General features: G+C 65.1%; 13 protein-coding genes. 8 read left to right on the forward strand and 5 right to left on the reverse strand.

Annotated elements, in window-relative coordinates; genetic code table 11:
- Positions 1 to 80: 80 nt before the first annotated feature.
- Positions 81 to 1,610, forward strand: coding sequence for a DegQ family serine endoprotease (locus tag V8U06_RS01890; protein ID WP_427139271.1), 1,530 nt, complete (start codon positions 81 to 83; stop codon positions 1,608 to 1,610).
- 72 nt (positions 1,611 to 1,682) lie between these two features.
- Here V8U06_RS01890 and V8U06_RS01895 read toward each other — a convergent pair whose 3' ends face one another.
- Together V8U06_RS01895 and serB are read right to left on the reverse strand one after the other, a co-directional pair.
- Positions 1,683 to 2,249, reverse strand: coding sequence for a GNAT family N-acetyltransferase (locus tag V8U06_RS01895; RefSeq protein WP_427139272.1), 567 nt, complete (start codon positions 2,247 to 2,249; stop codon positions 1,683 to 1,685).
- On the reverse strand, positions 2,249 to 3,139 hold the full coding sequence (serB, locus tag V8U06_RS01900; RefSeq protein ID WP_427139273.1) for a phosphoserine phosphatase SerB: 891 nt from the start codon (positions 3,137 to 3,139) through the stop codon (positions 2,249 to 2,251). The genes V8U06_RS01895 and serB overlap by 1 nt, the downstream gene beginning before the upstream one ends.
- On the opposite strand from serB, the gene miaA reads away from it, so the two are divergent.
- Complete coding sequence (gene miaA, locus V8U06_RS01905; RefSeq protein ID WP_427139274.1) at positions 3,138 to 4,040, forward strand: tRNA (adenosine(37)-N6)-dimethylallyltransferase MiaA; 903 nt, start codon at positions 3,138 to 3,140, stop codon at positions 4,038 to 4,040. The two genes, serB and miaA, sit on opposite strands and share 2 nt — an antisense overlap.
- 47 nt (positions 4,041 to 4,087) lie before the next feature.
- On the opposite strand, the gene V8U06_RS01910 is transcribed toward miaA, so the two are convergent.
- Positions 4,088 to 6,151, reverse strand: a complete 2,064-nt coding sequence (locus V8U06_RS01910; protein WP_427139275.1) for a helicase HerA domain-containing protein — start codon at positions 6,149 to 6,151, stop codon at positions 4,088 to 4,090.
- A 401-nt stretch (positions 6,152 to 6,552) separates the two neighbouring features.
- Between V8U06_RS01910 and V8U06_RS01915 the strand changes: the two genes are divergently transcribed.
- Together V8U06_RS01915 and ilvN are read left to right on the forward strand one after the other, a co-directional pair.
- Positions 6,553 to 8,331, forward strand: coding sequence for an acetolactate synthase 3 large subunit (locus tag V8U06_RS01915; protein ID WP_427139276.1), 1,779 nt, complete (start codon positions 6,553 to 6,555; stop codon positions 8,329 to 8,331).
- 17 nt (positions 8,332 to 8,348) lie between these two features.
- Positions 8,349 to 8,921 (forward strand): acetolactate synthase small subunit, encoded by a 573-nt coding sequence (ilvN, locus tag V8U06_RS01920; protein ID WP_226918597.1) that lies wholly within the window; start codon positions 8,349 to 8,351, stop codon positions 8,919 to 8,921.
- Positions 8,922 to 9,022: 101 nt separating this feature from the next.
- On the opposite strand, the gene V8U06_RS01925 is transcribed toward ilvN, so the two are convergent.
- Entirely contained in the window at positions 9,023 to 9,868 is an 846-nt protein-coding gene (locus tag V8U06_RS01925; protein WP_427139277.1) for an aldo/keto reductase, read from the reverse strand.
- A 126-nt stretch (positions 9,869 to 9,994) separates the two neighbouring features.
- On the opposite strand from V8U06_RS01925, the gene V8U06_RS01930 reads away from it, so the two are divergent.
- The 4 genes from V8U06_RS01930 (at position 9,995) to V8U06_RS01945 (ending at position 12,264) form a co-directional block, all read left to right on the forward strand.
- Entirely contained in the window at positions 9,995 to 10,588 is a 594-nt protein-coding gene (locus V8U06_RS01930) for a LysE family translocator (RefSeq protein WP_226918599.1), read from the forward strand.
- A gap of 98 nt (positions 10,589 to 10,686) precedes the next feature.
- On the forward strand, positions 10,687 to 11,262 hold the full coding sequence (nthA, locus tag V8U06_RS01935; RefSeq protein WP_427139566.1) for a nitrile hydratase subunit alpha: 576 nt from the start codon (positions 10,687 to 10,689) through the stop codon (positions 11,260 to 11,262).
- Positions 11,259 to 11,918: a nitrile hydratase subunit beta gene (nthB, locus tag V8U06_RS01940; RefSeq protein ID WP_427139278.1), complete on the forward strand. Its 660-nt coding sequence runs from the start codon at positions 11,259 to 11,261 to the stop codon at positions 11,916 to 11,918. Before nthA ends, nthB begins: the two co-directional genes overlap by 4 nt.
- Positions 11,905 to 12,264, forward strand: coding sequence for a nitrile hydratase accessory protein (locus V8U06_RS01945; protein WP_427139279.1), 360 nt, complete (start codon positions 11,905 to 11,907; stop codon positions 12,262 to 12,264). The genes nthB and V8U06_RS01945 overlap by 14 nt, the downstream gene beginning before the upstream one ends.
- Before the next feature lie 97 nt (positions 12,265 to 12,361).
- Here the strand turns inward: V8U06_RS01945 and V8U06_RS01950 are convergent, their stop codons facing one another.
- Complete coding sequence (locus V8U06_RS01950; protein WP_427139280.1) at positions 12,362 to 13,453, reverse strand: AbrB family transcriptional regulator; 1,092 nt, start codon at positions 13,451 to 13,453, stop codon at positions 12,362 to 12,364.
- Positions 13,454 to 13,574 lie beyond the last annotated feature (121 nt).

Raw genomic sequence — 13,574 nt, forward strand, 5'->3', positions numbered from 1 at the left:
ATTTCAGCGTGGCGGACTGATTTTTGCCGTATCCGCGGCAAACACTCGCCACGACAGCCAGGACAAAGAGGATGCCGAACATGGCTTTGAAGACGAGGACCAGCGTAGCCCGGGCGGCACTTGCGCTTGCGGTGGGTTTTTCGCCGGTCGCCGGGGGATTTTTCGCCGTCCCGGCCGCGGCCGAGGTGAAGCCGACCGGTCCTGAATCGGTCGCCGACCTTGCCGAAGGCCTGCTCGATGCGGTGGTGAACATTTCCACTTCGCAGAACGTGAAGAGCGACGACAAGGCACCGATGCCGCAGGTGCCGGAGGGCTCGCCCTTCCAGGACTTCTTCGACGAATTCTTCAAGGGGGAGGACGGCGAGGGCAGCAACCAGCCGCAGACCGTCAATTCGCTCGGCTCGGGCTTCGTCATCGATCCCGCGGGCTTCATCGCCACGAACAACCACGTCATCGAGGGCGCTGATGATATCGAGGTGAACTTCGCCAACGGTTCGAAGCTGAAGGCCAAGCTCGTCGGCACGGACCCGAAGACGGACCTCGCGCTGCTGAAGGTCGAGCCGAAGGCGCCGCTGAAGGCCGTGCCCTTCGGCGATTCCCGCGTGATGCGCATCGGCGACTGGGTGATGGCCATCGGCAACCCCTTCGGCCTCGGCGGCTCGGTGACGGTCGGCATCATTTCCGCGCGCGGGCGCAACATCAATGCCGGTCCCTACGACAACTTCATCCAGACGGATGCGGCCATCAACCGGGGCAATTCCGGCGGCCCGCTGTTCAACATGAAGGGCGAGGTCATCGGCATCAACACGGCGATCATCTCGCCGTCCGGCGGCTCCATCGGCATCGGCTTCTCCGTGCCGACGGAACTGGCGCAGAACATCTTCACCCAGCTCCGCGACTTCGGCGAGACGCGCCGCGGCTGGCTCGGCGTACGCATCCAGCCTGTCACGGACGACATTGCCGAAAGCCTCGGCATGAGCGCGGCCAAGGGCGCGCTGGTTGCGGGTGTCATCCAGGGCGGGCCGGTCGACAACGGCTCCATCGAGACCGGCGACGTCATCATCCGCTTCGACGGCAAGGATGTGCATGAAATGCGCGACCTGCCGCGCGTCGTCGCCGAAAGCCCGGTCGGCAAGGCCGTGGACGTCGTGCTGCTGCGCAACGGCAAGGAGATGACCGTCAAGGTCACGCTCGGCCGGCTCGAGGACAGCGAGAAGCAGGCGGACGCCACGGAAGAGGTGACGCAGGACGAGAGCAAGCCGGAGGAAGGCGCGCTGCCTGAGAATGGCGGCCAGCCCGAACAGACCAAGGCGGATCTCGTGCTCGGCATGGGCATCGGCGACCTCGATGAAGAGGCGCGGAAGACCTTCGAGATCGCCGAAAGCGTCAAGGGTGTTGTCATCACCGAGGTCGCCCCGGATTCGGCCGCCGCCGAACGCGGCATCGTGCCGGGCGACGTCATCGTCGAGATCGGCCAGGAGGCGGTGACGACGGCGGACGAGGTGCGCAGCCGTATCGCCAAGCTGAAGTCGGAAGATCGCCGCAATGCCTTGATGATGGTCGCCAACCATACCGGTGCGCTGCGCTACATCACCGTCCGTATCGACTGACGGAAAGCCGAGTCCCGTCAGGGGCTTGGCCATCGCGGGCGAGAAAGTGATTCAGGCCGTTGGAGCGTCGCTTCAACGGCCTTTTGCTTGCCACGTCGCGCGATCGAGCGTGTAGACGACATGCGGACGGAGGTCGGCGCGGGTATCCGCGATGCCGGGCATGTCGAAATCGCGCTCCGGCGCCGCGACCATGCCGATGCGCTGCATGACGGCAGTGGAGCGGGTATTGTTCGCGACGGCGAAGGAGATGATTTCGGAAAGACCCTTCTCGGCGAAGCCGAACGCCAGCAGTCGCTCCGCCGCCTCCGTGATGTAGCCATGGCCCCAATGGCGGCGGGCGAGCCGCCAGCCGATCTCGACGGTGCCGTCGGCGACAAAGGGCTCAAGCTTCGTCGTGCGCGACAGGCCGCAAAAGCCCATGGCCGTATCCGTCTCACGCTCGGCAAGCGCGAAGAAGCCGAGGCCGGTCTCGGCGATGATGCCGCGAAGGCGGTCGAACAGGTCGTCCGATTGCGCGCGGCTGCGCAGGAACGGAAAGAACTCCATGACCACGGGATCGGAATTGATCTCGTGGAAGAGATCCCGGTCCTTTTCCTCCCAGTTGCGCAAGGCGATGCGCCTGGTCGTGGCAATCAACATCAGCCGGTCACGAAGTCCGATTTGCGATAGCCCTGCAGATAGAGAAGGGCGGTAAGGTCGCCATGGTCGATGCGGATCTTCGCTTCGGCCGCGACGGCGGGCTTGGCGTGCAGCGCGACGCCGGCGCCCGAACGATGCAGCATGCCGAGATCGTTGGCGCCGTCGCCGACGGCCATGGCTTCCTCGGGTGAAATGCCGAGCCTCTCGGAGATTTCCACCAGCGCGTCCACCTTGGCCTGCTTGCCGAGGATGGGTTCGGCAACTTCACCGGTCAGCTTGCCGTCGGCGTCGAGCAGCAGGTTGGCGCGGTTCTCGTCGAAACCGAGCGTTGCGGCGATGCGGCTGGTGAAGACCGTGAAGCCGCCGGAGACGAGGGCGGTGTAATAGCCCCTGGCCTTCATCGTCGCGATCAGTTCCTTTCCGCCCGGCGTCAGCGTGATGCGCTTGGCGATGACCTCGTCGACGACGGAGACCGGAAGCCCCTTCAGCAGCGCGACGCGCTCGCGAAGGGCGGGCTCGAAGGCGATTTCGCCTTTCATGGCGCGCGCGGTGATGGTCGCGACCTTGTCCTTGAGACCGACTTCGGCGGCAAGTTCGTCGATGCATTCCTGGCCGATCATGGTCGAATCCATGTCGGCGATCAGAAGCTTCTTGCGCCGCGTCTCCGCGTCCTGCACCGCAAGGTCGACCGGCGCATTGCCGAGGACGGCGAGGATGGTATCGCGCGCGGCGGCAAGGTCGCTGCCGTCGCGCAGCGCGATATCGCAGGCGATGCCGTCGGCAAGCCAGTAGAGGCCGGAGGCCTTGACCTGATCCGCGGCCTTCTCGGCAAGGGCGGGTGTCAGAACAGGGTTTGACGGATTGGCGACAAGCGTGGCAACGAAAGCCATGATGAGAAACCTTGATCGAAAGCGGGGCGCGATCCTGATAACCGGCCCGACCGCGAGCGGCAAGTCCGCGCTCGCGGTGCGGATGGCGAGCGCGCACGATGGCGTGGTGGTCAATGCGGACAGCATGCAGGTCTACGATACGCTGAGTATCCTGACCGCCCGTCCGCAACCGGAGGACATGGGCGGCATCGAGCACCGGCTCTACGGCCATGTGCCGGCGGGCGCGGCCTATTCCACCGGCGACTGGCTGCGCGAGGCGACTGCCGTCGTCGCGGAGTTGCGGGCGCGCGACAAGCTGCCCGTCTTCGTCGGCGGCACCGGGCTTTATTTCCGCGCCCTGACCGGCGGCCTGTCGGATATGCCCGCCATTCCCGACGAGATTCGCGAATACCTGCGCACACGGCTGACCAGGGAAGGGGCCGAGGCTCTGCACCGGGCGCTTGCCGAGCGCGATCCGGAAATGGCCGGCCGGCTCATGCCCGGAGACGGTCAGCGCATCGTGCGGGCGCTTGAGGTGCTGGAGGCGACGGGGCGCTCCATCGCTGCCTTCCAGGCCGCGACGGGGCCGGCGGTGATCGACCCTGACAGGGCGGAGAAGACCGTGGTTCTGCCGGACCGCGCGGTGCTTGCGGCCCGTATCGACCGGCGCTTCGGAACGATGCTGGAAACGGGCGCGGTGGAAGAGGTGAAGGCGCTGCTCGCGCTCGATCTCTCCCCGGCGATGCCGGTGATGAAGGCGATCGGCGTGCCGCAGATCGCGGCGATGCTCAGGGGCGAGATGCGCGCGGACGAGGTCATCGCGCGCGGCGCGGCCGCGACACGGCAATATGCCAAACGCCAGATGACATGGTTCCGCAACCAGCTGGACGAAAGCTGGCAGCGGGTCGATCCGCTGGCCTAGCCTCTTGTTTCTAGAACATTATCCGACGCCGCTTCGGCTGGACGTGTCTAGCGCCTGATCAGGCTGCTGAGCGGCTTCTTGAGAAGCTGTTCGCGAATGGAGCCGTCGCGCCGCGGCTCCTGCTGTTCGCCGAAGGCAGGGCGCGCCTGCTGGCGGGGCGGTTCTGCCGGCTGGCGGTACGGATCAGCGGGCTGGCGATAGGGATCGGCGGGCTGACGATAGGGATCGGCGGCCGGGCGCTGCGGTTCGGAGGTGAGATCGCGACGGATCGATTCGAAACGGTCCTGCGCCGACGGCTGATAGGCGCCCTGGGCGCCTGGCAGCATGTCGGGCCGGTAGGGCTCCTGCAGCGGCGGCTGCGGCGCGGCGCGCGTTTCAGGCGCGCTTTGCAGTGTCTCGATATAGCCTTCCTCGTCCTCGTAGGGCGCATCCTCATAGCCGGTCGGCAGGGAGGCATTCTGGCCCTGCGCCGTCAGGTAGGAATTCTGGAAGCCGGAAATGTCGGGGCCGGAAATCGCGCGCATGCGGGCGACGATGGAGCGCAGGTCGACGCTTTGCGGCGTATCCTCGCTCGCCTTGACGCCGGTGCCGTTGGCCTTGGGCAGGCGGCTTGCCTCGACGCGCGAGAAACGCATGCGCATCGGCACCGCGACCGCCTCGCCGAAGGCGATGGCTTCCCCATTGCCGATGGACGAGATGAAACTGGTCGTCGACGACGAGGAGTTCGGGATGGCCGAGCGGATGATTTCCTGGTCGTGCTCGTTGGCAAGGCGCATGGCGAAGATGGTCGAGCACTGCGACAGGATCGTCGGGTCGAGTTCGCCGGGGCGCTGGGTGATGATGCCGAGCGAGACGCCGTATTTGCGGCCTTCCTTGGCGATGCGGGCGATGGCCTGGCGCGTCGGCAGGAAGCCGAGCTTGGGATCGGCCGGGACGTAGCGGTGCGCTTCCTCGCAGACGACGAGCATGTGCACGCCGCCATTGCTCCAGAGGCCGATCTCGAAGGCCATGCGGCAGAGGACCGAAGCGACGGAGTTGACGACTTCCGAGGGAATGCCGGCAAGCTGGAAGGTCGTCACCGGCTTGCCTTCGCCCGGAATGCGGAAGACGCGGGCGATGGTGTCGAGGATCGTGTCGGTGATCGTGTTCGAGGAGAACATGAAATGGTAGCGCGGGTCGTTGATCGCCGACATGATCTTGACCTTGAGCGAGCGCAGATGCGGCTTTTCCGCCCGGCCCTCCAGCCGTCCGATGCGCTCGTCGACCAGCGCCAGCAGGTCCGCGATGCGGAAGGGCACCGGCGTATCGGCGGTGACGGAGCTTTTTTCGCTCGTGCGACGCATCAGGCCGTTGTCGCTCGTGCCGCGGAAGGCGCGCTTGGCCTCGGGAATGAGGTCGCGCAGGATGTCCATTTCCTCCGGCACCGGCGGGCGGCCACGGAAGACGACTTCGGCGAATTCCTCCAGCTTGAACAACCAGAAGGGCAGGTCCAGCGTATCCGTGTCGATGACGACGGCAAGGTCCCCGAAGGCGGCGGCGAATTCGTTGTGCGGGTCGAGGATCAGCACGCGCAGCTTGGGATCGGCCTGGATCGCCTTGTGCAGCAGCAGCGTGACGGAGGTGGATTTGCCGACACCCGTCGTGCCGACGATGGCGAAGTGCTTCTCCAGCATGGAGGGCACATGGATCGTCGCGTCGAGGCTTTCGTCCTGCGTCAGCTTGCCGATGATGCAGACGTCGTTCTTGCCGGTGTCGTAGACCTTGGCAAGGTCCGAGGCGCGGATGCGGTGCGCGATGGCGCCGAGATGGGGATAGTCGGTGATGCCGGCGGAAAACGCTTCGCGCCCGTCGGGGCTGACATGCACCTCGCCCAGCAATTCCACTTCGATGCGAAAGACGGTGTCGTGGTTCTCCGCCCAGCTCTGCTGGTCGGTGGACATGGAGTAGACGAGCGCGACGATGCGGTGCGGGCCGACGGAAATGGAAATGAGACGGCCGACGGACCACAATTCCGTCAGGGTCGTCTGACCGCCTTCGGCCAGGGCGCTGATGGTGGCGCGCGAGCCGTTGCATGCGACGACGCGGCCGAGCAGGCGGTTTCCGGGCGCCATGCCATCTCGGCGTTCCTGTTCGCCGGCGTCTATTGCATTATGAAAATCACTGTTCAGCAATCACGGCACTCCCTGCCATCAACCCTGACCTTACCGGGGGCCGCTTAATAAGACGTTTCGGGTTGAAGCAGGATTCTGCGGCGTTTCCCGGCATCTGGCGCGAAGCGTGCCGTTCTGGAGCACGGAAAGGCGTTGACGCGCGTATGCTTTGTGTCTAACAATCCGCGCCATGAAAAAACTGACGGCTATCATTCTTGTGGTGGGAAGGCGCATGGGCAGGGTGGTGTAACCACCCGGCGAAAGCACCCATGCGCGGTAAGCAGGCTCCTCCAAGGGGCCTTTTTTTATGCCCTGAAATTCGATAAGCACCTCGAAATACGAAAGAGACGGACGGAAATCCGATGAGCGGAACAGAAAACCAGATGACGGGCGCCGAAATTGTCTTGCAGGCCCTGAAGGACAACGGCGTAGAACATATCTTCGGCTATCCGGGCGGCGCCGTCCTGCCGATCTATGACGAGATTTTCCAGCAGGACGATATCGAGCACATTCTCGTGCGTCACGAGCAGGGCGCCGGCCACATGGCCGAAGGCTATGCCCGCTCCACCGGCAAGGTCGGCGTCATGCTGGTCACTTCCGGCCCCGGCGCGACGAATGCCGTCACGCCGCTGCAGGACGCGCTGATGGATTCCATCCCGCTCGTCTGCCTCACCGGTCAGGTTCCGACCACGCTCATCGGGTCGGACGCCTTCCAGGAATGCGACACGGTCGGCATCACGCGCCCCTGCACCAAGCACAACTGGCTGGTCAAGGACGTCAACGATCTCGCCCGCATCATCCATGAGGCCTTCCGCGTCGCGCAGTCCGGCCGCCCGGGCCCTGTCGTCGTCGATATCCCGAAGGACGTCCAGTTCGCGACCGGCACCTATACGCCGCCGTCCGCCGCACCGATCCAGAAGAGCTACCAGCCGAAGGTTTCGGGCGATGCCCGCCAGATCGAGGCTGCCGTCAGCATGATGAAGACCGCCCGTCGGCCGATCATCTATTCCGGCGGCGGCGTCGTGAATTCCGGTCCGGAAGCCTCGCGCCTGCTGCGCGAGCTGGTCGAGATCACCGGCTTCCCGATCACCTCGACGCTGATGGGCCTCGGCGCCTATCCGGCCTCCGGCAAGAACTGGCTGGGCATGCTGGGCATGCACGGCTCCTACGAGGCGAACATGGCGATGCATGACTGCGATGTCATGATCTGCGTCGGCGCACGCTTCGACGACCGTATCACCGGCCGCCTCAACGCCTTCTCGCCGAACTCGAAGAAAATCCACATCGACATCGACCCGTCCTCGATCAACAAGAACGTCCGCGTCGACGTTCCGATCCTCGGCGATGTCGGCAACGTTCTGGAAGACATGGTTCGCCTGTGGCGGGCCGGCGCGAAGGACTACGACAAGGCGATCCATGCCGACTGGTGGACGTCGATCGCCAAGTGGCGCGCGCGCAATTCCTTCGCCTACACGCCGAGCAACGACGTGATCATGCCGCAATACGCGATCCAGCGGCTCTACGAGCTGACCAAGGACCGTGACACCTACATCACGACGGAAGTCGGCCAGCACCAGATGTGGGCGGCGCAGTTCTACGGCTTCGAGCAGCCGAACCGCTGGATGACCTCGGGCGGCCTCGGCACGATGGGTTACGGCTTCCCGGCGGCTGTCGGCGTTCAGGTCGCCCATCGCGACAGCCTCGTCATCGATATCGCCGGCGACGCCTCGATCCAGATGTGCCTGCAGGAGATGAGCTGCGCGGTGCAGTATAACCTGCCCGTAAAGATCTTCATCCTGAACAACCAGTACATGGGCATGGTGCGCCAGTGGCAGCAGCTTCTGCACGGCAATCGCCTGTCCAACTCCTACACCGAGGCGATGCCTGACTTCGTCAAGCTCGCGGAGGCCTATGGCGGCGTCGGCATTGCCTGCGACAAGCCCTCGAAGCTCGATGCGGCCATCCAGGAAATGATCGACGTCAAGCGTCCGGTCATCTTCGACTGCCGCGTCGCGAACCTGACGAACTGCTTCCCGATGATCCCCTCGGGCAAGGCGCACAACGAAATGCTGCTGCCCGACGAGGCCACGGACGAAGCGGTCGCCAACGCGATCGACGCCAAGGGCCGTCAGCTCGTTTGATGAAAAGGTAGAGAACCATGAACGCACACCTTCAGCCCACCGGCTCCGCCTATTTCATCGCCAAGGAAACCCAGGTCGCGGAGAGCCACACGCTCTCCGTCCTGGTCGACAACGAGCCGGGCGTCCTTGCCCGCGTCATCGGCCTGTTCTCCGGCCGCGGCTACAACATCGAAAGCCTCACGGTCTCCGAAACCGAACACGAGGCGCATCTGTCACGCATCACCATCGTGACGCGCGGCACGCCGAGCGTTCTCGAACAGATCAAGTCGCAGCTCGAACGCATCGTTCCCGTTCACCGGGTGGTCGATCTCACCGTGCGCGCCAAGATCCTCGGCCAGGAGCGGCCGATCGAGCGCGAAGTGGCGCTGGTGAAGGTCGTCGGTTCTGGTGAGATGCGCCAGGAAACCCTGCGCCTTGCCGATGCCTTCCATGCCAAGGTCGTCGACGCCACGACCGAGCATTTCATCCTCGAGATTACCGGCAAGTCTTCCAAGATCGACCAGTTCGTCGCGATCATGAAGCCGCTCGGCCTCGTGGAAGTCTGCCGCACGGGCATTGCCGCGATGAACCGCGGCCCGCAGGGCATGTAAAACTCTCCGTCGCCATCCCTGACTTGTCCTTGGGGTCGCGACAGGGGGTCAGCTTCCCCGAAAACGAAGGGCTTTCCGTTTTGCGGAAAGCCCTTTCTATTTCAGATCATTTCCAGCGGGCGCTTACGCGTCGGCGGCGGGAAGGCCTCGTCGAGAAGGCGCAGGTCTTCGGACGTCAGGCGGATTTCGGCGGCGCGGAAATTCTCGCGCACGCGCTCGGGCGAGCCGGACTTCGGGATGGCGATGACGCCTGCCCGTGTCAGCAGGAAGGCGAGGGCGACCTGGGCGGAGCTGGCATTGTGGATGCGGCCGACCTCTTCCAGCGCCGGATGGCCGATCAGGCGGCCTTCGTCGAGCGGCGAATAGGCCATGATCGGAACGTTCTGCACCTGGCTCCAGCGCAGGAGATCGAATTCGATGCCGCGCCGGGCGAGATTGTAGAGCACCTGGTTGGCGGCGGGCCGCGCGGGTTCGGCGGCGGCCAGCAATTCCCTCATGTCGGGTTCATCGAAATTGGACACGCCCCAGGCGCCGATCTTGCCTTCTGCCTTCAGGCGTTCGAAAGCCTCGACGGTTTCGGTGAGCGGATAACGGCCGCGCCAATGCAGGAGGTAGAGTTCGATATGGTCGGTGCCGAGCCGCTTCAGGCTCGCCTCGCAGGCGGCGACGGTGCCGGCGCGGCTGGCATTGTAGGGCAGCACCTTGCTGACGAGAAAGACCTCGTCGCGCCGGCCGCGGATCGCTTCGCCCACCACCTCTTCCGCGCCGCCGTCGGCATACATTTCCGCCGTGTCGATGAGCGTCATGCCGAGGTCGAGCCCGGCGCGCAGGCTCGCCGCTTCCTCTTCCGGCGAGGCGTCGCCTTCGCCCATGTGCCACGTGCCGAGCCCGAGGGCCGGCACCTGCCGTCCGCCGGGAAGAGTGACTGCCGGTAGTTCCGCTTTCATGTCGCACTCCATCTGCAAGCGCCATGCATTCCGTTCCGGAATTGTCTGCATGACAAGAATTGGCTGGTCGTCGCCAAGAGATGGACTATCAATCGGAAAAAACAATCCGGATCACAAGTGTCTGCCATGCAGATTGAAATCTTTCTGGCGCTGCTGCTCTTCGCCTTCACCACCTCGATCACGCCCGGCCCGAACAACATGATGCTCTTTGCCTCGGGGGTGAATTTCGGCTTCGTGCGCACGATCCCGCATATGTGCGGCATCGGCGTCGGCTTCCTCGTGCTGCTGCTTGCCGTCGGCTTCGGTCTCGGCGCGCTGCTGGAGGCGGTGCCGCTGGTCTATACGGTGCTGAAATTCGCCGGCGGCGCCTATCTCATCTGGATCGCCTGGAAGATCGGCACCTCGCGCAGCCTCGGCGAGGGCAAGGCCGGCGCCAGGCCGATGAGCTTCCTCGAAGCGGCCGCCTTCCAGTGGGTGAACCCGAAGGCCTGGGTCATGGCCGTTTCCGCCATGGCGACCTATACCAACGCGCAGAACTATACGTCGAGCGTGCTGATCGTCGGCCTCGCCTTCGCCATCGTCAATTTCCCGAGCGTTTCCACCTGGGCCGGCTTCGGCTCGGCGCTGCGCCAGTGGCTGTCCGATCCGGTCCGGCTGAAATGGTTCAACATCACGATGGCGCTGCTGCTGGTCGCAAGCCTCTGGCCGATGCTGCGCTGACGGCTTAAGACTGGGGCGAAGCCGGAGGACCTGCCGTGTCGCACGATCATGATCACGACCACGACGACCATCACCATCACGACAACCATTTCTCGCTCATGGAAGCGCGGGTGCGCGCGCTCGAAACCATCCTGACGGAAAAGGGGCTGATCGATCCGAAGGCCATCGACGCCATCGTCGAGACCTACGAGACGAAGATCGGCCCGCGCAACGGCGCGCGTGTCGTCGCCAAGGCCTGGGCGGAACCCGATTTTGCCGACTGGCTGAAACGGGATGCGACGGCGGCCATCGCCAGTCTCGGCTATACCGGCCGGCAGGGCGAGCATATGCGGGCCGTCTTCAACGATGGCGAGACGCACAATCTCGTCGTCTGCACGCTTTGCTCCTGTTATCCCTGGTCCGTGCTCGGCCTGCCGCCCGTCTGGTACAAGGCGCCGGCCTATCGCTCCCGGGCAGTGATGGATCCGCGCGGCGTTCTGGCGGAGTTCGGCGTGACGTTGCCGGCAGATATGAAGGTTCGCGTCTGGGATTCGACGGCGGAACTGCGTTACCTCGTCGTGCCGGCGCGTCCCGCGGGCACGGACGGGCTGGATCAGGAGGCGCTGGCCGACCTCGTGACACGCGACGCGATGATCGGCACCGGCCTTGCCCTGTCGCCGGAGGCTTTGCGATGAACGGACCGCACGATCTCGGCGGGCTGCACGGCTTCGGCCCGGTCGCGCCGGAAAGGAACGAACCGGTCTTTCATGCGGAATGGGAAAAGCGGGCGCTTGGCGTGACGCTATCCTGCGGCGCTTTCGGCGCCTGGACCATCGACGAAAGCCGGCACGCCCGGGAAAACATCCCGCCCGCCACCTATCTTTCGGCAAGCTACTACGAAGTCTGGATCCGCGGGCTCGAAACCCTGCTCCAGCGCCACGGCTTCGTTTCGGCCGAGGAACTGGCGACCGGCCACAAACTGGAAAAGGGCGCGGAGCCCAAGCGTGTGCTGAAGGCGGACATGGTGCCGGCCGTGCTCGCCAAAGGCGGTCCCTGCGACCGGCCGCTCGAGGCAGCGCCGCGCTTTTCCGCCGGCGACCGCGTTCGTACCGCCAATTTCAACCCGGCGACGCATACGCGCCTGCCGCGCTATGCGCGCGACAAGGTGGGTGTGGTCGAGACTGTGCAGGGATCCTATGTCTTTCCGGACGACAGCGCGCATGGCAAGGGCGAGAACCCGCAATGGATCTACACCGTCGTTTTCGACGGCGTGGAAATCTGGGGCGCGGGAGCCGCGCCGGGGCTGACGGTCTCCATCGATGCCTGGGAGAGCTATCTTGAGCCGGTGTGAGACGCTTGCCGATTCGCCCGGCCTGCCGAAATCGGCGGAGGGCGATCCCGTCTTCGCCGAACCCTGGCAGGCACAGGCTTTCGCCATGACCGTGCGCCTGCATGAGCAGGGCGTCTTCACCTGGGCGGACTGGGCGGAAGCCCTGTCGCGGGAGGTGCACCGGCCCGGCCGGGCGCGTGACGGCGCCGACTATTTCGATTGCTGGGTCGCGGCGCTGTCCGGCCTCATGGCCACGCGGGGCCTTGCCAGCGAGGCGGAACAGGCGTGCCTTTCGGACCGCTGGGCGCGGGCTGCCGAGGCGACGCCGCACGGCAAGCCCATCCTGCTGGAGAACGCGCCGAACTAGAGTTTGTCAGGGAAAAGTGGGAACCGGTTTTCCCGAAAAGACAAACGAAAACAAAAGAATTTAGAGCATGTCTGGTTCTATCTGAACCTGACATGCTCTAGGCTCTGTCGGCGACGAAGCGGGCGAGCCAGGGGCCGATGAGGCTGACCAGGATCAGCCGCGCCGTCTGCAGCGTCATGACGAAGGCGACGTCGACATTGCTGGAGGCGGCGATGACGGCGACGGAATCGAGGCCGCCGGGGCTGGTCGAAAGATAGGCCGTCAGCGGATCGATGCCGAGAACGAGGATCAGGAGACCGGCGAGCAGGCCGGAAAAGCTGATCAGCGCGACGATCGAGATGATCGTCGGCAGAAGCGCGCGGCGGGCATGCAGCAGGATGGCGCGCGTGAAGCCGAGGCCGATGTTCCAGCCGAGAAGCGTGAAGGCGATGACGAGCAGCCATTGCGGCAGCGCGATCGTCACCGTGCCCGACGAATTGAGCATGGAGGCCAGCGCGAAGGGTACGAGGAAGGCCCCGGCGGGGACACGCAGTTTCTGCCCAATGATCCCGGCCAGAAGACCGATGGCCAACATGGCGACGAGCGGCAGCACCGGCACCGGCTCGAACCAGGCATGCGGCGGTATCGCCGCGCCGTCATGCCCGCCGAAATGGGCGACAAGCGTCGCGAGGCTGGCGACGAACAGCACGCGCAGATACTGCATGAAGGCGACGAGGCGGGCATCGGCGCCGTAGGCTTCCGCCATGATCAGCATGGTCGAGGCGGCGCCGGCCGACGATCCCCAGATCGCCGTCGTGCCGGGCAGGATGCCGGTGCGGGCGATCAGCCAGCCGGAAAGTGTGCTGACGCCGATCACCGACAGCACGACGAAGAGCATCAGCGGCCAGTTATCGAGGAAGGTGCCGAGAAAATCCCTGGAGACCATGGTCGCGATCATCAGCGCCAGCACGACCTGAACGCCGAAGAAGAAGAAGCGCGGCAGGCGGATCGTGCCGCCGCCGAGCGCCACGACGATACCGGCCAGCATCGGCCCCATGAGCAGGGCGGCGGGGAAGCCGGCGATTTCCAGCGGCACGGTCGTGACGAGCGAGAGGCCGGCGACAAGGCCCCATTGCAGCGCGGCCGGCCATCGTCCAAGGCCGGTTGCCGTGCTCGTCGGATCTCTTGGCGTGGGGGAGGCGGGGGACAAATCATCGCTCCGGAAGTTGTGCCCTCCATACAGCGGCGGCGTCTCGGCGAACAGGGCCAAATAAGGGGGTAAGTCATTCGTCCGCCGCCGGCGCGTCGGGCATGCCCCTTGCTTCGGCCGT

The organism is Shinella sp. G-2, from assembly GCF_050172695.1.
In the GTDB taxonomy this organism is placed as follows: domain Bacteria; phylum Pseudomonadota; class Alphaproteobacteria; order Rhizobiales; family Rhizobiaceae; genus Shinella.

What these genes read in the sequence shown, in the direction of transcription:
- nthB (WP_427139278.1), top strand. Translation starts at nt 11,259, where the DNA reads ATGAACGGACCGCACGATCTCGGCGGGCTGCACGGCTTCGGCCCGGTC.
- nthA (WP_427139566.1), top strand. Translation starts at nt 10,687, where the DNA reads ATGGAAGCGCGGGTGCGCGCGCTCGAAACCATCCTGACGGAAAAGGGG.
- V8U06_RS01890 (WP_427139271.1), top strand. Translation starts at nt 81, where the DNA reads ATGGCTTTGAAGACGAGGACCAGCGTAGCCCGGGCGGCACTTGCGCTT.
- miaA (WP_427139274.1), top strand. Translation starts at nt 3,138, where the DNA reads ATGATGAGAAACCTTGATCGAAAGCGGGGCGCGATCCTGATAACCGGC.
- V8U06_RS01895 (WP_427139272.1), bottom strand. Translation starts at nt 2,249, where the DNA reads ATGTTGATTGCCACGACCAGGCGCATCGCCTTGCGCAACTGGGAGGAA.
- ilvN (WP_226918597.1), top strand. Translation starts at nt 8,349, where the DNA reads ATGAACGCACACCTTCAGCCCACCGGCTCCGCCTATTTCATCGCCAAG.
- V8U06_RS01915 (WP_427139276.1), top strand. Translation starts at nt 6,553, where the DNA reads ATGAGCGGAACAGAAAACCAGATGACGGGCGCCGAAATTGTCTTGCAG.
- V8U06_RS01910 (WP_427139275.1), bottom strand. Translation starts at nt 6,151, where the DNA reads ATGGCGCCCGGAAACCGCCTGCTCGGCCGCGTCGTCGCATGCAACGGC.
- V8U06_RS01925 (WP_427139277.1), bottom strand. Translation starts at nt 9,868, where the DNA reads ATGAAAGCGGAACTACCGGCAGTCACTCTTCCCGGCGGACGGCAGGTG.
- serB (WP_427139273.1), bottom strand. Translation starts at nt 3,139, where the DNA reads ATGGCTTTCGTTGCCACGCTTGTCGCCAATCCGTCAAACCCTGTTCTG.
- V8U06_RS01930 (WP_226918599.1), top strand. Translation starts at nt 9,995, where the DNA reads ATGCAGATTGAAATCTTTCTGGCGCTGCTGCTCTTCGCCTTCACCACC.